The 23439-nt window shown below is 37.6% G+C and carries 16 protein-coding genes and 2 rRNA genes; 7 read left to right on the top strand and 11 right to left on the bottom strand.

Going from position 1 to position 23439, the window contains the following annotated elements:
• Positions 1 to 57 precede the first annotated feature (57 nt).
• The 4 genes from WAE64_RS02895 to WAE64_RS02880 form a co-directional block, all read right to left on the bottom strand.
• A complete protein-coding gene (locus WAE64_RS02895) occupies positions 58 to 1020 on the bottom strand; it encodes an alpha-E domain-containing protein (protein ID WP_340234375.1) in 963 nt (320 codons plus the stop codon).
• 92 nt (positions 1021 to 1112) lie between these two features.
• Positions 1113 to 1757 carry a response regulator transcription factor gene (locus WAE64_RS02890; protein WP_340234373.1) on the bottom strand — a complete coding sequence of 215 codons (645 nt, stop codon included), beginning with the start codon at positions 1755 to 1757 and terminating at the stop codon, positions 1113 to 1115.
• Between the two features lie 12 nt (positions 1758 to 1769).
• Positions 1770 to 2597: a sensor histidine kinase gene (locus WAE64_RS02885; RefSeq protein ID WP_340234371.1), complete on the bottom strand. Its 828-nt coding sequence runs from the start codon at positions 2595 to 2597 to the stop codon at positions 1770 to 1772.
• Between the two features lie 622 nt (positions 2598 to 3219).
• Positions 3220 to 3894, bottom strand: a complete 675-nt coding sequence (locus WAE64_RS02880; RefSeq protein WP_340234368.1) for a hypothetical protein — start codon at positions 3892 to 3894, stop codon at positions 3220 to 3222.
• Between the two features lie 492 nt (positions 3895 to 4386).
• Between WAE64_RS02880 and WAE64_RS02875 the strand changes: the two genes are divergently transcribed.
• The 4 genes from WAE64_RS02875 to WAE64_RS02860 are packed head-to-tail and all read left to right on the top strand — an operon-like array spanning position 4387 to position 8249.
• Positions 4387 to 5040, top strand: a complete 654-nt coding sequence (locus WAE64_RS02875; protein WP_340234366.1) for a response regulator — start codon at positions 4387 to 4389, stop codon at positions 5038 to 5040.
• Positions 5041 to 5067: 27 nt separating this feature from the next.
• On the top strand, positions 5068 to 5460 hold the full coding sequence (locus WAE64_RS02870; protein WP_340234362.1) for a hypothetical protein: 393 nt from the start codon (positions 5068 to 5070) through the stop codon (positions 5458 to 5460).
• A gap of 22 nt (positions 5461 to 5482) precedes the next feature.
• On the top strand, positions 5483 to 6610 hold the full coding sequence (locus tag WAE64_RS02865) for a phosphotransferase (RefSeq protein ID WP_340234360.1): 1128 nt from the start codon (positions 5483 to 5485) through the stop codon (positions 6608 to 6610).
• 19 nt (positions 6611 to 6629) lie between these two features.
• A complete protein-coding gene (locus WAE64_RS02860) occupies positions 6630 to 8249 on the top strand; it encodes a T3SS effector HopA1 family protein (protein ID WP_340234351.1) in 1620 nt (539 codons plus the stop codon).
• An 8-nt stretch (positions 8250 to 8257) separates the two neighbouring features.
• Here the strand turns inward: WAE64_RS02860 and WAE64_RS02855 are convergent, their stop codons facing one another.
• Complete coding sequence (locus WAE64_RS02855; protein ID WP_340234346.1) at positions 8258 to 10081, bottom strand: tetratricopeptide repeat-containing sensor histidine kinase; 1824 nt, start codon at positions 10079 to 10081, stop codon at positions 8258 to 8260.
• 240 nt (positions 10082 to 10321) lie between these two features.
• Here WAE64_RS02855 and WAE64_RS02850 point away from each other — a divergent pair, with 240 nt between their 5' ends.
• Both WAE64_RS02850 and WAE64_RS02845 read left to right on the top strand, forming a co-directional pair.
• On the top strand, positions 10322 to 10954 hold the full coding sequence (locus WAE64_RS02850) for a response regulator transcription factor (protein ID WP_340234344.1): 633 nt from the start codon (positions 10322 to 10324) through the stop codon (positions 10952 to 10954).
• Positions 10955 to 11094: 140 nt separating this feature from the next.
• Positions 11095 to 13506: a penicillin acylase family protein gene (locus tag WAE64_RS02845; protein WP_340234342.1), complete on the top strand. Its 2412-nt coding sequence runs from the start codon at positions 11095 to 11097 to the stop codon at positions 13504 to 13506.
• Here the strand turns inward: WAE64_RS02845 and WAE64_RS02840 are convergent, their stop codons facing one another.
• The 3 genes from WAE64_RS02840 to WAE64_RS02830 form a co-directional block, all read right to left on the bottom strand.
• Positions 13507 to 13965 (bottom strand): PA2169 family four-helix-bundle protein, encoded by a 459-nt coding sequence (locus tag WAE64_RS02840; RefSeq protein WP_340234340.1) that lies wholly within the window; start codon positions 13963 to 13965, stop codon positions 13507 to 13509.
• 57 nt (positions 13966 to 14022) lie between these two features.
• Positions 14023 to 14913, bottom strand: coding sequence for a hypothetical protein (locus tag WAE64_RS02835; RefSeq protein WP_340234337.1), 891 nt, complete (start codon positions 14911 to 14913; stop codon positions 14023 to 14025).
• Between the two features lie 123 nt (positions 14914 to 15036).
• The gene (locus WAE64_RS02830; protein WP_340234335.1) at positions 15037 to 15402 is read right to left on the bottom strand and encodes a VanZ family protein; all 366 of its coding nucleotides are present in this window, start codon (positions 15400 to 15402) and stop codon (positions 15037 to 15039) included.
• A 259-nt stretch (positions 15403 to 15661) separates the two neighbouring features.
• Between WAE64_RS02830 and WAE64_RS02825 the strand changes: the two genes are divergently transcribed.
• Positions 15662 to 17329, top strand: a complete 1668-nt coding sequence (locus WAE64_RS02825; RefSeq protein ID WP_340234333.1) for a glutamine--tRNA ligase/YqeY domain fusion protein — start codon at positions 15662 to 15664, stop codon at positions 17327 to 17329.
• A 138-nt stretch (positions 17330 to 17467) separates the two neighbouring features.
• On the opposite strand, the gene WAE64_RS02820 is transcribed toward WAE64_RS02825, so the two are convergent.
• The 3 genes from WAE64_RS02820 to WAE64_RS02810 all read right to left on the bottom strand — a co-directional run bounded on the left by WAE64_RS02820 (position 17468) and on the right by WAE64_RS02810 (position 23398).
• Positions 17468 to 19603 (bottom strand): LruC domain-containing protein, encoded by a 2136-nt coding sequence (locus WAE64_RS02820; protein WP_340234332.1) that lies wholly within the window; start codon positions 19601 to 19603, stop codon positions 17468 to 17470.
• A gap of 777 nt (positions 19604 to 20380) precedes the next feature.
• A 5S ribosomal RNA gene (gene rrf / locus WAE64_RS02815) occupies positions 20381 to 20492 on the bottom strand.
• Between the two features lie 93 nt (positions 20493 to 20585).
• Positions 20586 to 23398, bottom strand: a 23S ribosomal RNA gene (locus WAE64_RS02810).
• Between the last annotated feature and the right edge of the window lie 41 nt (positions 23399 to 23439).

The following is a 23439-nucleotide window of genomic DNA, read 5'->3' as shown; positions in this document are numbered from 1 at the left end:
AAACAAACACAAAAGTATGAAAACCTACCTACTAAGTACTAATCTTATTTACGAAATTTATTGTTCTACAGGTTTTAAACCAAAATAAACATCAAAAATACCCTTAGCTACATTGTTATTTTTGATCTGAAACTCATCGAGATAAGGGTGTAGTGCTTTCTCGAAAATATCTTCTACCTCGGTAAATTCTATTTCATGGCGTAGTTTACTTAATGTCTTCTCTGCCAGATTTGAGTATCCTTCAGTTATTTTATGACCTGAAATTTCGTAAAGCGAAAGCTCTGCCTGGCGAATACAATAAAAAACAGAGCGAGGGAAGCTCTTATCAAGTACCAGAAACTCAACTATGTGCGATGGGTTAATAACCCGATGTTCCTGACGGTACATATTAAAGGCCCCTACAGATTTCAGAACCGATGTCCAGATTAGCAATTCTTGTGGAGAACCAAAGGCTTCATCATCGGGCAAGAGTGTAAAATAGCGTACATCTAAAAAGCGTGAAGTTTTGTCAGCTCGCTCCAGAAAACGCCCCATGCGGCCAAAATGATAGGCTTCATTACGAGTTACGGTTGCATCAACAATACCCCAGAAAAGCTGACATCCATCTCTTATCTCGGTAAAAAACTGCTGTAATTGTTCTACGTCCCAGTTCTTTGCCGATTGTGTTTCTTTGATTTTTAGATAAAAGATATTGATATGCTCCCACATATCTTTTGTAATACTTTCTCGTATGGTACGTGCGTTTTCACGCGCTGCAGCCAAACAACTGTAGATTGAGTTCGGATTACGCTTATCAAAAGTCATATAATCAATCACGTTGTCCCGATTGGCTCGATTATGATGCTCATAAAAACCATAATTATCAGCAGTAGCAATCAATAGCGGTTCCCATTGTTCGGTCAGAATACCCGGAGCATCAAGGGCAAGATTCAGATTAACGCTCACAAAACGAGAATAGTTTTCTGCTCTCTCTATATAGCGATTTATCCAATAGATAGAATTGGCAACACGGCTCAACATAATTTTCTTTGGTTTTTATTGATGACAACCAAAGATAGTAAATGAATTTTGAAACGCAAGCAAAATATTCTTAAGATTAATATTGTACCGAATCAGACTTTTACCAAGCCAGTTTTTATAGCCTCTATCACAATACCAACCCTCGACTTAACATTCATTTTCTGAAAAACCTGCTCCCGATAGCCATCTACTGTGCGTGGGCTCACACACATTTTATCGGCAATCTCGTTATAAGTAAGTTCACTACAAGCAAACTCTATAAACTGCGTTTCTCTGCCATTGAGCCCAAAACGCTCAACAGGATTAAGTATTTTCTCCGGAGTCAGGCTTTTGATAAGGCGGTCGGTAACGTACTCTGTATAGTAAAAACCCTTATTCATAATAGAATCAATTGCCTCTTTTAGCTCGGCCGGACGGCAGCCTTTTAGTAAATAGCCGCGTACGCCATTACGCAACATTCCAATTATAGACTCTTCTCTGTCATGCATTGAAAGCGCCAATACTCTTACTTCCGGATAATTATTTTTGAGCCAAAGTGAAGTTTCGTACCCGTCCATTTCAGGCATATTTATGTCTAGCAAAACAATATCAGGTATCATTTTTAATTTAAAATACCTTATTAACTCTTTACCATTGCTAACTTCATACATAACATCATAGTTTTCAAGTTTTTGAATTAAACTTGAAAGAGCCTTAGCTACTAATTGATGGTCGTCTACAATAGCTACTTGAATCATACTTATAAATGCTTATTGTTTTTCAGAGGAAATTCTAGTAGTTGTTAAAGTAAATTTAGTACCTGCATCTTTTTGAGTAATCAGTTCACAGTCAAAATGAATTAAAGCAGCCCGACGGTTAATATTCCTTAGCCCTGCACCAGCTTCTGATAAATCTCGGTCAATTGTGCTCTCATAGTTAAATCCTCGTCCATTGTCACTTACTACGAGCACAAATTTGTCTATATAATACTTGAGTGCTATACTTATTTTTTTTGCACCCGAATGCTTCAATGTATTATTCAGTATCTCTTGCACAATCCTGAAAAGTATAATTTCTCGTTCATACCCCAGAATATACTTCTCACCATGAATAATTAAATCGGTGATAAATCTTTTTGTTTTTTGTATCCTTTGTAATTCATGCGCAATACTTTCTGCAAGGCCGAACTCCTGCACAAAGCTATCATCAAGGCTTTTGGTTAATCCTCGTACCTCGCTTATTATTTCGCTTATTAAATCATTTGCCTGATGGAAATTAAAAGAAAATTCTTCCAGGTTCCTCTGTTCGATGCTCTCTTCCATTACACCCATATTAATCTTAGCCACAGAAAGTAATTGCCCAATATTATCATGTAATTCTTGTCCGATATATTTTAAAGTCGAGTTCTGCATTTCTATCTGCGATTGAAGAATTTCTTTTTCATATTGGGTTTTTAAAATGGCTTTTTCTTGACGGTGTTTTTGGCGATTTCGTTCAAAAATCACGGCAAAAGAAAGAATAAAAGCAACTAATACAATTAGTATAAATGTGATTATAATAAAAGTAAAAATTACTTCTTCATTACCTCTCATTATCATTTAAAGTATGTTGTTTTACAGAAAAAGCTATAATGAGCATAGTATATAATATATAGTTTGTAAATAGCCTCACATACATGAATACTATTTGCCAATCATTTTTTTCATTAAAAAACGTATTAAACGTGCCAAAGTAAAAAAGATTTGATACACAAAATAATAGTAAGCCACAGCTTATCCAAAAAAGAGAGAAACTAAATAGAGCATATTCTGTCCTTATTAGCAAAAGTTTACGGAAATATAGAATACAGAAAAAAGAGAATATTAATAGCTCTATATTGATAAAGTAAGTATCGTATTGAGAAATTGGCTGAACAAATAAAGTTAAAACTAATGCTAATAGCACCATTATAGGGATAATTCTCTTTATTAACGGATAACGTAATTCTTGAAAATAAGCATAGCCTATTAATATGAATTGTATCGGGTGAAATATGTGAGAATGTAAAAAGTTTTTTTGCAGTTTATATTCTCTTAAAAAATATGAAAAAATTTCATGGATAAAAGTAATCAACAGGAGTAATAAAAAAGCTTTATTACTCCTGTTCAAAATTGGGATTTTCGAAATCCCAACTATAACTCCTATAAATAAAATACCATAGTAAATATAAATATACATTGCTTATCTGTTAGCAGTTTTCGCTTTAATAAGATCCCTTATAGCTGACTTATAAAAACCAATTTTTTCATCTGACATAAGCGGATTATTAGTTTTTGGGCAACTTGGAGCTGAAGGACAAATATCATCCGATATCTCATCCTGAATGGCATTGTCGTTAGGAGCCCTGCGAGACAATTTCACAGGATACTCGGCTGTAACTGTTTCATTACTTTCTAAATCTTCTAAGGTTACTATCATGGTCATAAATCCATCTTGAGATAAAGCTGGATATAATCTTATAAGCGTACTATCAGGATTAATATTATGCTTTTTTATAATCTTTGCAATTGGGCCATAATCAAATCCATAAGAATTTTGTACTAAATCAATTACAGAAGCATCTTTATTATCAATAATATGTTTTATTATTGTCTCATAAAAACGTTGTATTCTTCTTATCGCATCATTTTTGCTTAATGACTTAGAAAATCTTCTTTCAAGTCTTATAGTATCAGGCGTACTATTTATTTTTTTATACTCTTCAGTATCATCTTTTAAGTTATTTTTTTTCAGAATACTTATAACTTCCTCTTCTGAGAGTTTCTTTGGTTTATCATCTTCAGGCTTTTCTTTATCTCTGCAGGAAAATATTAAAATCGAGAATGATAAAATTAAGAATAGGATATTATTTTTCATTTTTTTTAAATTAAAGGGTTAAGAAATATTTTAATTAAACAAAGGTGTTCTTTTATATATATACGTTCAATAGCAAAAAGAAAACAAATAACACAACTAATTCATTATCAACATATTATAAATACAAAAACATAAAAATTCCGCCATTCTCCCCATTGCAAAAGAGAAAAACACCTAATACAATACCGTACTTTTACCGTGGATTATGGTTATATATATGCTGTACATTTGTATCAACAAAACACAAGTTGATTAAAAAAGAAGATAGAACCATCTGACATAAATATTATGGGTTTTAACTGATAATAAAAATATCTGCCGCACAAAACGCAAAAATTCACTACTAGTAGGTATTTTATTAATATTCACATACTACCAATTTGGTAAAGAAGATAAGTTTTAAGACATTTATTAATCTGTACTCTCAGGATTTAATGAGGATATAGTTAGTCAAAAAATACAACTCTCAATACTTACTCTTTTTATACTAAAATGAAAAAAACTAGAATTTTACTAGCCGACGACCATCCGATTGTTGCCGAAAGCCTGGCAATTCTTATAAACATGATGGATGATTTTGAGGTGATTGGTACAGTAAACAACGGCTGGGAGGTGTTATCTTTTGTGGAGACGAATGAGGTTGACCTCGTTCTGAGCGATTTACACATGCCTGTAATGAATGGAATAGAAACAACTATTCGCCTTCGGGAGAAGTTTCCACATATAAAAATTATGCTTCTCACAATGTCAGAAGAAGCAGCCATTATTAAAGAGGCATTGGTTGCCGGAATCGATGGTTATATGATGAAAAACATAGAGAAAAAGGAATTACAAAATGCCCTAAGACAAGTAGCAAATGGGCAGAAATATTACAGCCAGGCAGTGGTTATGCGCTTGGCAGAAGTGCCGAATCCGGCTACGGCAAGCGGGAAAGATGAAATAGGTGAGCATATACCACTCACGCCTCGTGAAATAGAAATCATGCAATTAATCATACAAGAATTGACCAGCGCAGAGATTGCCGAAAGGATTTTTATTAGCCCTACAACTGTAGATACACATCGCAGGAATCTGATGAAGAAACTTGGCGTAAGTTCTGCACTTGGCTTAATGAAATATGCTTTAAGGCATGGTTTAGTTAAATAAACCTTTCACTATTTTATTTACAATGCAATGACTAAAACAATTAACCCCGGCCCTCATTTTATGTCGTCAATCGGTATCGACAAAAGCAAAGTTACTACCCTATTTGGCCAGCTTAAACCTATTACTAAAGAGAGCCTGAAAAAATCTTTAGGTATGGAGAACCCTTATGCCCTTATCGAAATCAATGATTCGGTAGGTAAAGCAAAGACTTATTTCATGGAAAGCGAAGCCTTAGTAAACTTTACTCAACCACAAGCCGACTCAGATGGCAAGTATCCGGCACTTTATGTTGATGTTTTTGAGGAAGCTCAATGCTCTGTAAAAAAGAGACATGACGAGTACCACAAAATGCCTATTAAAGAGGCCCGCAATTTCAGGGAATATATGCCTACGTATACTCCTAGTGGTCACGAATATTAATCCTTATTTTACTCTCTGAAAGATGTTACTCACTGCCTACAATCTGCCTAATTATATTCTGCAAAAAAGTGCAGATAAAAGATTCAGTGCATTGAGTAATTTCTTTTCAAGCGGTAATTTGTGCCTGATAGAAAATGTAGACCAGAATAATCCCCGAAATATTTTACTGAAATGCACGGCAGGAGAACAATCGTTTGTATTTAAGCAACCCAAGTATCTCACAAATGGTGGCACCTGGCTGATAACTAATGAATATTTGTTTTATGAGGCTTTCCCGAAACTAAAAGTGAAAGCTCAACAATATTCGTTCGACGAACACTACAAAGTGCTGGTATTACCTTATTTACATAGCCTTACGGCTTTAGACGAGGTAATCGGTTGCGCTACAAAATTACAAACTTATGCTAGGCAGGCGGCTACCTCGCTAGCACTTTTGCATCAATCTTTAAATATTAAAGACAATCCAAACGTAAAGAAGTTTATTCAGGCTAATTGTGCCTATTCAGTTTCTAGTTATGGTAATTTTATAAGTCTTTTACAAAGAGGCTACAAACGTCCGCAGTTGCTTGATGAAGTGGTTTTTCCTGCATTTGCTAGTATTGCTCCCACAAGAGCTATTCTTCATAATTTCCTAAACAACGAAACGCTGTTTCAATCTATTAACGATTTATCTAATAAGTGGTCAGAAAACCACCTGATACACGGAGATTTAAAGATTGAAAACCTACTGCAGGAGCAAGATGATGATTTGCTTAAGTTTATCGACTTTGAAAATGTAACACAAGGCGATAACGCATGGGATTTTGCCTGTTTTTTAGAATCGGTACTTTACCAGCTCCCATTACGAAGAGATGCCACTGCCGAAAAACGTAAGGAATCGCTGATGAAAAGATTCTTTTTCTTTGCCGTATATCTGAACACTTATTGCGAGCAACTCGACGTCAATGAAACCGAACATCGTGATTTTCTGTATAGAGTACTAAAATTCTGGGCTATCCGCAAACTAGAGAAATTCAGATTGTATGATGGCAATTTCAACTATTTACTGAAAAGCCTTGATGTGATTAAAAACCTGTTTACCAAAACAAATTTCTACATCGAACAAATCTACGATTCTAGCGAAAGAAGATTTGAAATTTTTGAGTTCTGATTAAATAACCCCAATTGCTATGACTCCGAAAGCCAAACAAGAAATTCGGCATATTATTGCCGATTTGGATGCTGCCTTTAATGCTATAATGACAAGTGCAAAAAGAGACGAAGATTTATATGAGAAGAAATATGCCATTAGCGACTGGATTTATTGCTTATATGCCAATGAACACAAAACTGACCACAACAATACTGATTATAAAGGCTCGCTCGAATGGCTGATGGAACAATTTTATGAATCGAAAGACAATATTGCTTATTGGGATAAAAACTGGACATTTGATGAAAACTCAACCGTATATGCTAAACGTTTTGGTAAATTTTGTATCTCTAAAAGTGGTGAATATAAATTAGTTTCACCTGAAGAATTTATTTCATCTTCAGACAGCAACACTCATCATAAATATGTTGACCTGAGAATAAAGCGAGTAGAAATAAGCAATAATGCGTGGTTTTATTTCAGGGGTAATAAGTATCTGGGCACTGCATTTCTGACTCGTATCTACTTTAACTTCAATTATGATTTCGAAAAAATTGTTTCGTTTTCAAAGGATTTGTACAATGCTTTAAATAATTGGGGAATACCATTTGAATATAAATTTGCTACAAAAAAAACTGAGCGATACGATAAGGGCGTGCTCTACACTACACGTGAGCATTATTACATTGTTTTTCATATTATTAGACGATTAAGTGCAGACGCCCAGTATACCGATTTATTTGGAGAAGATATTCTTTCATTTACCAAAAGAATAAATCTACGAGGTATAAGTTTCGGCGAAGAACCACCGATAAGAAGCTCTAGCTTTGGCAGATACAGAGCTGATATTATGGCAGACATTTACATTGATTACTATAAGTGCCAGAGCACAAACAAAAACACAAAAAGGCTTGAGAGTTTCTTGTTACAAAAATTACTACAAATAGGGTTCAGCATGAAAGATTTTTTCAGGAATCCAAACACCTATTATCCCTACCATTTTTCGGTTTTCAATCAAAAATCACAAACTACAGTATCTCAAGTAAACAATTTCCCAGACAAATACCTTGTGTGGGCTTTAAACGCCGGAAAGCTTATCTGTAAACAAGCCATTGTTATCAACCAAGCAAATAAACCCAATTGTTTCTGGTGGAGCCTTATTGAAGATGAAGTTCAGCAAACAGAATATCGTCGTATAGATGATAGCTTTTATGAGGGTCGCCTCGGCATTATCTATTTTTTAGCCAAGCTTTATAGCTATTTTCCACAAGAGTATATATTTAAAGATATATGCAAAATAGTAATGGCTAATATAGCTAAAGAGTACCCAGATAACAAGACAGCAGAATATATAAAACAAATAAGCACTTATTTGAAGCCAAAGAAGAAAGTATTAAACAAAAAACAAAATAAAGAATTTTGGCTTACTAAAGATTTAATTTCATTGAAAGACGAGATTGACATACTACTAAATAATACAACTACCTATTTTTTTGTTAGTAATGATGCCCCACAGCCAATTATCAATAAAGGTTATGCTGCTATTGGTCTGTTTTTACTGGCTCTTTTCGAAAACAATGCTTGCGAAGGTGCAAATTTAAAACCCTATTACTCTAAAGATGCTCTTTTAAAATTAATGAATCATACCCTATTCTGAGCTATTTTCTATGCTTCCCAAAACGACTCAGGCACTGTTATAATTAACTTAGAACCTTTATGTTTTTCACTCATAATTTCCTGCTTACCATTGATTCTGCTTACCCTACTGGCAATATTTTTAAGTCCTTTGCCTCTGTTCGCCAGTTTAGTATCAAATCCCTCTCCATTATCTTCAATAATCACTTCCAAGTCGTGATTTTCAGTTTCCTTCACAGTAAGCATTACTTTTGTAGCCTTGGCATGTTTCATTATATTGTTTATGGTTTCAAAACAGCACGTGTAAACCTCAAATGCCACCTCTTGCCTTACATTTGTGTGCAATTGCGTAGTATCAAGCTCAAACCTCGTTTGCAACGAGATAATACTCATATCTCCCAAAAGCCTGTTTAAAGCTGCTACCAGTCCTTTCTCGCCAAACTCGGTTGGAAGCATATTATGCGAAAACAACCTTACTTCGGCATAAGCTTTATGAAGGTTACTCAATATTCCATCATAAATCTCTTGTTCTTTAACTGATAACTTATCTCTATCTAAGGCTTCAAAACGCCACTTTAAAGCTGAGATAGTGCCTGCTATACTATCGTGTAACTCTGACGCAACCCTCTCTCGCTCCATTGTTTGCCCTTTTAATAATGCTTCGCTTATTTCTTGGTTTTTCATGGTTAGTTCCTGATTGGCAGTAGTCAGTTCGGCTGTTCGCTCGGCTACTTTGTTCTCTAAAGACTCATTCAATTTCTGAATCTCAGTCTTTTGTTTTTCAATTACCTTGTTTTTATTAGCAACGTATTGAGAATAAATGGCAATCACTATAACCAATATCAACAACGCCAATAACCCAACTAGCATTAAATTTGCGTTAGCTTGTTTTTTTTCTAAATCTGCATTCAAATTGGCTATTTTTGCGATACTTTTTTCATTGTCATAATCTACCTGCACAAGCTTATGAAGCCTTGAGTTTTTAGTAGAATCTTCACTTAGCCTAATTTCTGCATAATCTCTATAAAATTTATATGCTAAGCCAACCATACCAAGTTTTTCATATACATCCGAAAACGTCTTAGCAATTTCACCTGTCATTTCAGCATTGGCTTTAATTACGTTAGCAAAAGCCTTCTTAGCATACTTCAAGGCTTCGTCAGGTTTATTTTTCAGTAAATAAACCCTGGCTATTTCATTGTTCACAAAAGCCAGGCGGTCGTCGTACTCGTCTTCAATCTTGATAGCCTCATTAAATCCTTGCAATGCTTCGTCATATTTCTTTAGTTCTACGTGCATTTTACCCTTGTTAATTAAAACAGCGGTTTGCGCCTTTGGGCTTTTTAATTTATAATTCAGGCTATCACACAAGTTATAATAATGCATAGCACTGGTATAATTTTTATTATTGAAATGTAACACCCCAATATTATTCAGACTCATGAGGTATTCTTCTGTAATACCTGATTTTTTACACAAATCAGAGTATTTCTGAAAATAGTCAAGTGCATCTTTATAATTTCCGATAAGCATATAGCAGGTGGCTACTCTGCCATGCAAATACTTTATGTCTTCGGGCAGTTTCAATTCTTCTGCAATCAACAAGGCTTTAAACCAATATTCAATAGCTCTGTTAGGCCAAAACTGCATAAAATAATATCGACCCATTTGTACATTAGCTTTCAACAAACCCTCAACATGGTTAATTTTTCCGCCTGTTACAAGGGCTTTTTTAAGATAGTATATTGCAGAATCATTTTTTAAGATAGTATACTTTGCGCCTAACTCACAATATACGTTTATAAGAGAGGTGTCTGTACTAAATGTTTTTTTTTTCGATAATAACTCTGCCATAAGCACATGCAAACTATCGCGGCTTGTTTTGGATTGAGCAAACGAATGAAGAGTAAATAAACAGAAAAAGCTTAGAAGAATTCTTTTTTTCATTTAGTCAATAGCTTATATTCTTTAATATTTTTCAAATATCTACTGTCCAGACAGTAGATAAAATACCTCCAAAGCAGTATTGAACAAATCTTTGGTATGTATGAACTTTGTATCATCATTCCCGAAGGTTCCAAAATGGCCCTTGCTATGACACTAAAAATCAAACTTTTTCTTGCAGATAGCTATTCCTTATTTATGGAAGGGCTATCTATTATCCTTACCTCATCCGAAAAGTTTGAAATCGTTGGCTATGCTAATAACCAACAAGAACTCTTGGCTGGCCTGAAAATAAATCTGTGTGATATTTTGCTGGTAGACTACAATCTGTTGTATCAAGGGGGTATCCCCTTGATACAAGATTTAAAGCGTAATTACCCAAATAAAATACTGATTTTACACGATTCTATCAGCCTTGCTCAGTTAAAAAAAATACAAACCGATGTCGACGGTTTTTTATCAAAAGTATCGAATAGTACTGACCTTCACCATAAAATTCAGGAAATTTTTCAGGGTAAAAAAATAAAATCCTCAACCAGAAACAAATACGTTTATTCATTAACGCCACTTCAGCAAGAGCTCATCAGCAAATATAGGCTCACAAATCGTGAATTGGAAGTAATAAAATTAATAGCTCTCGAATTTTCATCGATAGAAATTGCCCACAAACTTTGTGTAAGCGAATTTACAGTTGATACCTATCGCAAAAATATTACCCGCAAACTCAATGCTCGCAATGTAGCCAGTATTGTTAACTTCGCCCATCGTTGGGAGCTTATCTGATATTCTCATGTAATTACTAAAGCGATTAGGCTGATTTATATCTTATTAGCATAAGGTACTTTCTGAAAGTTTTTTTTAACTTGCCATTCTGTGTATCTGTTCTGACAAAATGCTAGTACAGCAAAATTTCCCTAAATACTATGAAACTCTTCAAAAAAATACTGATTGGTTTATTCATACTTATTATACTAATAGGCATAAGTGTGTTTTTATGGCTCAATAGTTTTAAACCCGACCTTAACGCCGAGCTCCACCTAAAAGGGCTTAAAAATGAAGTAGAAATATTGTATGACGATTATGGGGTTCCGCATATTTATGCCCAAAACGAAGAAGACTTATTCTATGCTTTCGGCTACGCCCATGCACAAGACCGATTATTCCAGATGGAACTGCTCCGCCGTTTGGCTGATGGCCGACTAGCTGAACTCTTTGGAGAAAAAGCAGTAGCATCTGATAAGTTTTTCCGTACATTAGGCTTTCGCAAACATGCCAAGTGGACGCTTGATTCATTGGTAAGTAAAAACCCTGACGCACCATTTGTAAAAGCCTCACAAGCCTATATTAAAGGCATAAATGCCTATATTGAACAAGGCAAAATGCCGCTTGAATTTACGCTGGCCGGTATCCCGAAAAAGCCTTTTACCTTAGAAGACTCTTATATTATTTCGGGCTATATGGGTTTTACTTTTGCTGAGGCATTCAGGGCTGAGGCTATTGCTACTTTTATACATGATAAATACGGCGAAGCCTACCTGCAAGATGTGTGGTCGCAGTGGCCTAAGGGTGGGCCAACAATACCTGTAAAAGGGAAAGACTCTACCTCAAAAGTAGCCAGAAACCTTGCCTCTATGGCCAATCAGTTAGCTGTTATTGAAGCAACAGCGCCGTTTCCGCCTTTTCATGGTTCTAATGGTTGGGTAATTAGTGGTTCTAAAACCAAATCAGGCAAACCAATTTTATCTAACGATACGCACATTGCGTTCTCTCAGCCTTCGGTATGGTATGAAGCACATCTTGAATGCCCGGGCTTTAAATTCTATGGTAATTTTCTGGCAGGTACTCCGCTGGCAGCATTGGGGCATTCGCAATATGGCGGCTGGGGACTGACGATGTTTGAAAACGATGATGTTGATTTTTTCAGAGAAAAAGCTAATCCTCAAAATCAGAACCAAGTATGGTACAAAGACCACTGGGAAGATTTGAAAGTGTATGAAGAAACCATAAAGGTAAAAGATGCGGCAGATGTAAAACTGGCAATTAAAAGCTCAAGACACGGAATAATTATGAACGAGAGCTTTGATAAAATGGCCGACCAGAAAGACCCAATTGCTATGTGGTGGGTGTTTCATCAGTTTCCGAGCCATATGTTAGAAGTTTTCTATGATATATCTCATGCTAAAAACGCTACCCAAGCGGCCAAGGCTGTAAGCAATTTATCGGCACCTGGCCTTAACTTTATGTGGGGCGATACCGAAGGTAACATTGCGTGGTGGGCAGCAGCAAAACTACCCAAACGCCCTAAGCATGTGAATCCGATGTTGATTTTAGATGGCTCTACTGGTAACGACGACCCAATGGGCTGGTATGATTTCTCTGAAAACCCGCAGATTTTAAACCCACAACGAGGTGTACTATACACTGCAAATAACCAACCTGCTGATATGGGAACGGGCTTTGTACCAGGCTACTATGTACCGGCCGACAGAGCCAAACGCATAGAGCAATTGTTATTTACAGATAAAAAAGACTGGACAACCGACCAAGTGCGAACAGTAATCAACGATGTTACATCGCCCAATTATAAAGGTTTATTGAAAGATATTATCCCTATTATATTTGCCGAAGAACTATCGCCATTGGCAAAAAAATCTATCGAAAAACTCATTCCCTGGAATGGCACGCATAATCTGGAAGAAGTTGAGCCTACTATTTTTTACAGGTTTCTCTACTATATTTTTGTAAATACTGTAAAAGATGAACTAGGCAACGAAGTTTTCTTATCTTTTGAACACAATACCAATTTCAAAAGAAATATGATTTCGATGATTAAAAAAGAGGATTCTCCGTGGTGGGATAATATCCATACACCAGAAAAAGAGACTCGTCGACAAATATTGACTAAATCATTGAATGAAGCCGCAGCAAGCCTTGAAAAGCAATTAGGGGGAGATATTGATAAATGGCAATGGGAAAAAGTACACACGCTTACACACAAACACCCTTTAGGTATTTTGCCTGTGGTGGGGAGTTTCTTCAACGTTGGGCCTTTTCCGGTACCGGGTGGGCGTGAAACAATTAATAACCTTGACTTCCCGATTGACTCCACCGGTATCTATCAGGTAAGTTATGGCCCTGCCTTGCGTCGTATTCTTGACTTTGCAAATCCAGAGCAAGGCAGAAGCGTGCTTCCTACGGGGCAGTCGGGTAATGTAATGAGTAAGCATTACAACGACCAGGCCCGTATGTTTGTTGAGGGCGGCTCACGTGGCGAATTAATGAACCGCACCGATATTGAAAAAGTACAAACAGGAAAAACCTTGCTTAAACCCTGATTAATGTACTACTTTAGCTTCATGGAATTTCAAATGGGCTTGATACGTCAAGCCTATTTCTTTTCTCTGCTTCGTTATAATATTGTAGATTCTTGAAGGCAAAAAAGGCTCCCCTATCTGCAATACTGTATCATAGGCAATAATAGTTTCATCATCAGCTTTTTTACATTCTTCTATAATATCAGCATCATCTTTTGTGGTAAATATACCTTTGAGTTCGAGCCAAATTCTGCGCCACTCTGCTTCCATACTTGTATCGTTAGCTATGTCTTCGCCTAAATCTTTAATTTCTCTTTGTAGTTCTCTTGCGTAAACACCTCTGCGTTCTGCTTCTTCAAGCATGGCATTGCGTAGTTCATCATTATCTACATTGCTGGCGGCATCGTTGTATGCCTCCTGTGCATCGAGGTTATGAATAATGATATAATTTACCTCTCTTACTATTTTCTCGGTTTCCATGATTAGTATCTGTTAAATTAAATAGCAAAATGCTTTAATCTTTAAAAGCTAATTCTTCTAATTCTTAGCCACTTCTGTTTCACTGGTTTTTCTGAAACTGATAGACTTTTCGGGCACTATGTTTTCTATCATTTGTACAAATTTCTGCGTAAATTCATTTACCTGATTTTTGTTATCCCAAGTTAGTGAATAAACAACCCGATTAAACTCATCAAGCAACAAAATCTCTTTGTATTTTTTACCATACACTAGGTTACGGTTTATTTTTTCTCCGCCATTATCAAGATTAACCGTACTTGCTTTCAAGTTGTTGAAGGTTTTCTCCGATACAGTAAAATCAAGTCGGTTGGTTATCTCGCCATTTTCATCTTTTACCACAATCACCTCTCCCATTTCATCAATCGAAATCTGGTATTCGTTTTTGTAGCTTTCAGAAGCGGGCATATCTAAATAAGACAACACAATTTTGGCAATTGTTGGTGGCACATCAGTATAATAGATTTTCTTCTGCTTGCCTGAGTTTCTGTCTATAAAAACAACATCTTTAAAGTTATCTTTCGAGATAGCCATTACAGCCGATTTCTCAGTATCTGATGATTCTACTTCTTCATAATACACATACAAGTTGTTGTTTTTTGCATGTACTGTAGAAATAACAGGTGTTTTATTAGCTGCTGTTGAGCCTGATATAGCTACTACAAACTGATTTACAAAATCTTTACTACCAATTATCGGAGCAGCATTTGCCTCATTAATAATAGCAGGCTTAAAGAAATAATTCATCTGCTTGTGGTTGGTAAAAACATGAAACATAGGCGTTGAAGCCGATGCAGTACTTTGTAGTGCGAAGTTCTGATTAAAACGCCTCGTTGAGGCTTCTTGCGAATAAGATGCTGCTACTGTAAAAAATAGTATCAATAGCATCATACTGCTAATGAAATTTCTCATAATATTAAAGTTTTTATGGGGGTTCAATCTTTAATAATTACAAAAAAACTATTCCAAAGCAGTTTTTAGCAGATGTTTACAGGCAGTGAGGAATTAATACCCCAGCCATCAAAAGCAGATAATTTATAGTTTAAGCAGTTCTTTTACTTTCCATAAAACAACACCAATTACTACACCAATGCCGTCGGCCAGGGCATCGTACCAATCAAAACTTCTATGAAATTCCTCAGGCAATATACCTTGCCAGAATTCAATCAGAACGCCATAAACAAACCCTAAAATAATTGTTTGCGTATATTTACCAAATGCTGCCTGCCAGCAAAAAGCCCATGCAGCAAAGGCAAGAAAATGCGCTGTTTTATCATTAAAATCATGCCCAAGAGGCAATTTTTTACTTGGCATAGTACACAATCCAAAAATAATAAGCGTGACAGCAAAAGCCAGATACTTATTAGAGAGAATACGGTTTATAGTTGTTTTAAAGCTCATTATGAGGCAAGGTTAAATCTGGCTTTAAAATTACTGCAAATAACTAGAAGTATATCCTAAAACTTGTTTTTATATAATTAGCCGGTTGATAAACTAAAACAAATTATATGGTAAAAGAGAAAGCTGAAAATAAAATATAAGTATTCCAATTTTTTTTAACATTTAATGAATAAAATACATTTTTAGCGATAAGACTCAAATTCTTTACAATAAAAAAATATTAAATTCGCAGACATAGCAACAATACCACCATTGACTCATGGCAGAAGCGACTGAAAAATCTTTGAACTTTATCGAGCAAATCATTGAAAATGACCTCGAATCAGGAAAAAATAACGGGCGAGTACTAACTCGTTTCCCTCCTGAACCTAATGGCTATTTACACATTGGGCATGCAAAATCTATTTGTTTGAATTTTGGCGTTGCCCAGAAATATGGTGGACAAACAAACCTACGCTTCGACGATACAAATCCGGTTACAGAAGATACAGAATATGTTGAGTCTATTAAAAATGATGTGCAATGGCTAGGTTTCAACTGGGCAAATGAATTTTATGCGTCAGATTATTTTGATCAACTCTATGAATTTGCAAAAAAACTTATCAATAAAGGCTTAGCCTATGTTGATGATAGCACTTCAGAAGAGATGGCAGCTATGAAAGGAACCCCTGTAGAACCTGGTATAAATAGCTCGTACAGAAGCAGAAGCATTGAAGAAAACATGACACTGTTTGAACAAATGAAAAACGGTGAATTTGCAGAAGGCTCACGAGTACTAAGAGCAAAAATAGATATGGCATCACCCAATATGTTGATGCGTGACCCTATTCTTTACCGAATAAAATTTGCAAAACATCATCGCACAGGCGATAAATGGTGTATTTATCCGATGTACGATTTTGCTCATGGTCAATCCGACTCTATCGAAGGCATTACGCATTCTATCTGTACATTAGAATTTGTGCCGCACCGTGAGTTATACGATTGGTGTATTGACAGTTTAGAGATATTTCCATCGAAACAATATGAGTTTGCCCGCCTGAACCTGACATATACTGTTATGAGCAAGCGCAAACTTTTACAATTGGTAAATGAAGGCTATGTAAGTGGCTGGGACGACCCACGTATGCCTACGCTTTCGGGCCTACGCCGCAGAGGTTATACACCAGAGGCTATCCGTGATTTTTGTGATAGAATTGGCGTAGCCAAACGTGATAACCTGATAAGTGTAGGTTTGCTTGAGTTTTGCATAAGAGAGCAATTGAATAAAACTACCAGTAGGGTAATGGCTGTGCTTGACCCTATCAAAGTAGTGATTACGAATTATCCTGAGGGAGCATCGGAAATATTAACTACCGAGAATAACCCCGAAGACCCTGAAGGTGGTACTCGTAATATGCCATTCAGCCGTGAGATTTATATCGAGAAAGAAGATTTTATGGAGAATCCTCCTAAAAAATATTTCCGCCTCGCACCAGGTCAAATGGTACGTTTGAAAAGTGCCTATATTATCCGTTGTGACGATGTGCTTAAGGATGAAAACGGCGAAATTACAGAAATACATTGCTCTTACATTGAAAACTCAAAAAGCGGACAAGATACATCGGGTATATCGGTAAAAGGCACTATTCACTGGGTATCGATAGCCGATGCTTTACAGGCAGAAGTAAGGATTTATGACAGACTTTTTAAGGTCGAAGACCCAAGTAGCGAAGACGGTAATTTTAAAGATTATATCAACAGCGACTCTTTACAAGTTATTACGGCTTATGTTGAACCATCTTTGAAAGAGGCATCTTTAGGAACCAATTACCAATTCTTACGCAAAGGTTATTTCTGTTTAGACAAAGATTCGAGCGAAGATAAACTGGTTTTCAATCGTACAGTAGGCTTAAAAGATACCTGGGCGAAAGAAGCAGTAAAGTAATAGCTTTGATAGATAATAAACATGAAGGCCGCACAATTGTGCGGCCTTTTTATGTATAGGAAGTTTATAAATGGCAAAAAAAATCAGGGTACGATCGTATTGATTTTTTCGATGTACCCTGACTGATTTACTTAATTCTTATTTTCTCTCCAGGTACCAATTTGTATCTTTAGTGCCTCCGCTTACAGCCCAGCTTGCAAACTTAGGATATACATCTTTGATATTTTTTGACTCCAACGGATAGATAAATGTTACCGGAATGCTTAAAGCCCAAGGCTCATTATAAGTCGACTTGAATGGGTCTGTTGTTGACAATTTAGTTCCCGACACACTTTCTATCAGTTTTTTATCTATTTTATCTGTGCCTTTATAACCAACTAAATGCACTTCGCTTCTACCATTAGTACCTTCGGCTGAATTAATAATAAACATATCAAGGTTTTGAGAAGTAAAGTTATCTAACGGTGTAGTAAACTCTATCGTAACCACAACTTCTACCGGATTATATTTACCATCTTGTGTTGATATAAATGGTGTATCAGATACCCCAAAAGCTTTATGTGCATCGTCAACAATAGTTACAACAGCATTTGTTTGCCCAGATTCTACACCATTAGAACCTAATTTTAGAACAGAGCCTACTAAATTCGAACGAGAATAAGTAACTGATTTTACACTTCCGGCAGATATACCATCTAATTGTACAGCAACTGCATTGCGCTTAGAAGCACCTACAGATAGCAACTTGCCTTTTAATACAACCTTAGTAACCTTATTTGCAGTATTTTGGAACTTAACAATGTTCATATCAACCACAACATCATTCATATCATAATCACCAATTTCTGGCCAGTTATCTTCAAATGCGTATGAGAATGTACCAATATTAATTTCAGATACAGTTTGGTCAGTTGGCGTAGTACCTGCACCTGCATCTTTATTACCACCTGCATTACAAGTAGTAGAGGCAATTACAACAGAAGATTTATCATAAGCCACCAACGTTGCCGGGCTTTCAATGATGTAAAATGTACTCCATTGCTCATTAGCCGTATGGTCTGAACAAGCAATTTCCAGGTTACCTGAGTAAGTAATGGCCTGCCATTGGTTTTGCACATCTACTTTTTTCATTCTAGCCACCGATCTGCTCGTTCCGGTTCCAGCCATATAGTTTCTATTACTGTTAAATTTAGCAGTACCTGTTACTTCCAGAATAGCAGCCGATATAAGATTAAATCTTGTTCCGCCTGCGTTTATAGTGCCAACTGTCAATAATGCTTTATCTGTAACATTTACAATGGCATTGTTAGTAGTAAGCGTACCAATACTTGTATAACATGCCGCCTCTAAAGTAGCATTTGTAAGATCAGTTGTTGTTACAGTCAGGTTCCCCTCATTACGAATCTTTGTTGAAGCAGTAGTACTAGTGAGCGTTTCAAATTTAGCAGTACCAAAATTTGTAAAACTTCCGTTAGAGAAAGTAGCTTTATCAGCATTTAAAGTACCGTAGTTTACGTATAATGCCGCATTAGAAGTACTCAAATCAACAAGTGTAGCTGTACCATAATTTGAGAACCCACCCTCGGTGTTCTGAATCACATTGTTCAATTCAAGTCTGCCAACAGTTGTAGTATAAAGCATGTTGTTACTTCCTAGTTGAAAAGTGTAACCTTTATTAACCCAAGCTCCTTCAATATATATTTTTGCGCCACTTGTACCATTATTAGCATTGATTTGCCCTGTAAAAGTCACTCCTGACTTAACCACATAAGATTTATTAGACTCTACCACAACTGTTACACTGCCCGAAATCGGAATAGCATCAGCGGGTACAACAACCGAAGTAGCTGAGGCAACTCTTGCAGCCGAAAATTCACTAGTTGTTGCAAGCATGTTACCGTCACTGGTCATGTTCTGAGAAACAATTACAGAAGGGCCAGAGACTTTTACCATCGTAACAGAAACGATTCCAACCGGAGATGTACGTCTTAAATATACATACTCTAGTAATGCTGGCATCACAATTTTGCCTGTATAATTCTGTCCTCTTTTAGCCATACCTGAACCTAAGAGCGTAGCTTTAGTACCAAGTTTTGGGTCATTGTCGAACAACTCTACTTTATAAAAATACTTTCCGTCAAATTTATCATCAACAGTTACCATAAAATCTATAGTCTTAACCGATGACCATTTAAAATCAGAAGGGATTGTTGCTCCGTCAGTAAATAATGTTGGTGAAGGTTTCTCTGTATCTGTATCTTTGGGGATGTCCATTTTGAAGCAACTTGCACAAAATATGACAACAAGTGTTAATTGAAATAAGAAAAAATGGTAATTGTTTGTTTTCTTCATAATAGTGATAGATAAATATTCATCGTTTGTAGTTTGAAAAACACCTGACTTTAACTTAGATCGAACAAATATTGCGCCAGTTATTAGAAATTCCTTAAAAAGAAATATTAAAAAAAATACTTTTCAAGCGAATGATTGCTTCTAAACTTAATTCGTACAAAAGTGTAAATATTATCGTAAGTACGGGCAGAGTTTTCGATGTTTAGAAGAAAGCAGGGGAAGATTGGTTGTTTTTCAACTTTAAGCACTTAAAGTTAGAATAGGCAGAATTCAGCAAGTAAAACGAACTTTTCTATTAGCAATTATAGTACCTAAATGGAATGAAAAAGCAAAAAATATGATTTAAAAGTCTTTGGGCAGATAATGCTTCGTTGTAGCAAATCACTCTCAGAATACTGAGGATTCTAAAATCCATTAATTCCAGGGTAAAAGGGCGAAGAATCTGTTTAGAAGGGGAGATATATTACTTTCTTCTTATTCAGACTCGCTAAGATTTATGCGTAGTCCCCAGCTTTTCGCTTGAGCCATCAAAACCCGGCTTAAATCCACAACGTTTAGGCTTGATTCGCAATTATTTTATCATCAAAATTTTTAAAATGACCTTGCACGGACCAGTTCGAGCGATTTTTGGCGTCATTTTCTTGCTTTTTGTACATAAAAAAAGCCTCTAAGATTGCTCTTAGAGGCTTTACAATAAAATCCTGGCATCTACTTACTCTCCCGAGGATGAACTCAGTACCATCAGCGGTGCGGGGCTTAACTGCTCTGTTCGAGATGGGAAGAGGTGAACACCCGCCCAATGGACGCCATGAAGCTTTTCTAGCTTAACAATCTTTGATTGTCTTGCCAATATCTTCAAGTTATGTTATGACTTAAATGGAGAGAGAACAAAAGAGATTGAAAAAAATAGGAGCCCTCGATTCATTAGTACTACTCGGCTGGGTGTTACCACTTTTAGACCTGTAGCCTATCAACGTTATCGTCTATAACGAATCTCAATGGAAGACTCATCTTGAGGAGGGTTTCACACTTAGATGCTTTCAGCGTTTATCCCGTCCGTACTTGGCTACTCTGCCATGCCCTTGGCAGGACAACAGATGCACCAGCGGTACGTCCAACTCGGTCCTCTCGTACTAAAGTCAGACCCTCTCAATCTTCCAACGCCCACCACAGATAGGGACCGAACTGTCTCACGACGTTCTGAACCCAGCTCGCGTGCCACTTTAATCGGCGAACAGCCGAACCCTTGGGACCTTCTCCAGCCCCAGGATGTGACGAGCCGACATCGAGGTGCCAAACCTCCCCGTCGATGTGAGCTCTTGGGGGAGATCAGCCTGTTATCCCCGGAGTACCTTTTATCCTTTGAGCGATGGCCCTTCCATACAGAACCACCGGATCACTATACCCCTGTTTCCAGCCAGCTCGACTTGTTGGTCTCACTGTCAAGCAGTCTTTTGCTATTGCACTCAACGCACGGTTACCAAGCGTGCTGAGACTACCTTTGGAAGCCTCCGTTACTCTTTTGGAGGCGACCACCCCAGTCAAACTACCCACCAAACGGTGTCCTCGCTTCGCGAGTTAGAATCCAAATAACCAAAGGGTGGTATTTCAACGTTGGCTCCACGATGCCTAGCGACACCGTCTCACAGCCTCCCACCTATCCTACACATCAGTTACCCGAATTCAACGTTAAGCTATAGTAAAGGTTCACGGGGTCTTTCCGTCCCGTGGCGGGTAAGCGGCATCTTCACCGCTACTACAATTTCGCCGAGCTCACAGCTGAGACAGTGCCCAGATCGTTACACCATTCGTGCAGGTCGGAACTTACCCGACAAGGAATTTCGCTACCTTAGGACCGTTATAGTTACGGCCGCCGTTTACTGGGGCTTCGATTCAATGCTTCTCTTGCGATGACATCCCCTCTTAACCTTCCAGCACCGGGCAGGTGTCAGGCCTTATACTTTGTCATTAAACTTAGCAAAGCCATGTGTTTTTGTTAAACAGTCGCCTGGGCCATTTCTCTGCGGCCTACATCGCTGTAGGCTCCCCTTCTCCCGAAGTTACAGGGTTAATTTGCCGAGTTCCTTAGCTGTGACTCACTCGAGCACCTTAGGCTTCTCGCCTCGACTACCTGTGTCGGTTTACGGTACGGGTGGTTAATGGCTGAAGCTTAGCGGCTTTTCTTGGAAGTCTCTTCACGAATTCGATTCAGCCTAAGCCTCCTCTCAACGCCCTATTCCGTCAGGACGTATTCACTCCGACACTCCGTCCCCGCATCGCACCATCACCAGTACAGGAATATTAACCTGTTTGCCATCGGCTTCTGCTTTCGCATTATCCTTAGGACCCGACTAACCCTCAGTTGATTGACGTAGCTGAGGAATCCTTAGTCTTTCGGTGTGTATGGTTCTCACATACATTATCGCTACTTATCCCTACATTTGCTTTTCTATCCGCTCCAGCATGCCTCACAGCACACATTCACCGCAAATAGAATGCTCTCCTACCCAAGATTATCTCTTGACTAAACTTCGGTACTATACTTGATGCCCGTTTATTATCGATGCCCGCCTCGCTCGACCAGTGAGCTGTTACGCACTCTTTAAATGATTGCTGCTTCCAAGCAAACATCCTGGCTGTCTCTGCAATCAGACCTCCTTAGTTCAACTTAGTATAGATTTAGAGACCTTAGTTGTAGTTCTGGGTTCTTTCCCTTTTGGACTCGGACCTTAGCACCCAAGCCCTCACTGCCGAGTATATTATGTCGCATTCGGAGTTTATCAGAATTTGGTAGGATTTGACTCCCCCGCATCCTATTGGTAGCTCTACCTCGACATAACTCAACCTCGACGCTGTACCTAAATACATTTCGGAGAGTACGAGCTATTTCCCAGTTTGATTAGCCTTTCACCCCTACCCACAGTTCATCCAAAAACTTTTCAACGTTAACTGGTTCGGTCCTCCAGTTGGTTTTACCCAACCTTCAACCTGACCATGGGTAGATCACAAGGTTTCGCGTCTACAGCCACCGACTATTCGCCCTATTCAGACTTGCTTTCGCTTCGACTTCGTATCTGAAATACTTAATCTTGCCGGTGACCGTAACTCGTAGGGTCATTATGCAAAAGGCACGCCGTCACAACATAAAGTTGCTCCGACCGCTTGTAAGCGTACGGTTTCAGGTTCTATTTCACCCGGGTACTCCCCGTGCTTTTCACCTTTCCTTCACAGTACTCGTTCACTATCGGTGTCTCAGGAGTATTTAGCCTTAGCGGATGGTGCCGCTTAATTCAGAGGGGATTCCACCGGTCCCCACCTACTCAGGATACTGCTCGTCATTGTATCGGTACGTTTACGTGTCTCTCACACTCTATGGATGACTTTCCCAAATCATTCAACTTAAATACAAATCCTAAATGCAGTCCTATAACCCCACTTTTGCCGTAACAAAAATGGTTTGGGCTTCTCCGCGTTCGCTCGCCACTACTTGCGGAATCACTGTTGTTTTATTTTCCTTCGGTTACTTAGATGTTTCAGTTCACCGAGTTAGCTCCATGCTTGGCATGGTAATAGTTCTTCAAACTATTGGGTTGCCCCATTCGGAAATCTACGGATCACAGAAAATGTGCTTCTCCCCGTAGCTTATCGCAGCTTATCACGTCCTTCTTCGCCTCTGAGACCCTAGGCATCCTCCGTACGCCCTTATGTAGCTCCTACATTATCTCTTTTATTCTCTCTTCCATCATGTCAAATAACTT

The sequence above is a fragment of the Emticicia soli genome (genome assembly GCF_037860775.1).
Lineage (GTDB): Bacteria > Bacteroidota > Bacteroidia > Cytophagales > Spirosomataceae > Emticicia > Emticicia soli.
This window is presented reverse-complemented; position numbering and strand designations above follow the sequence as displayed.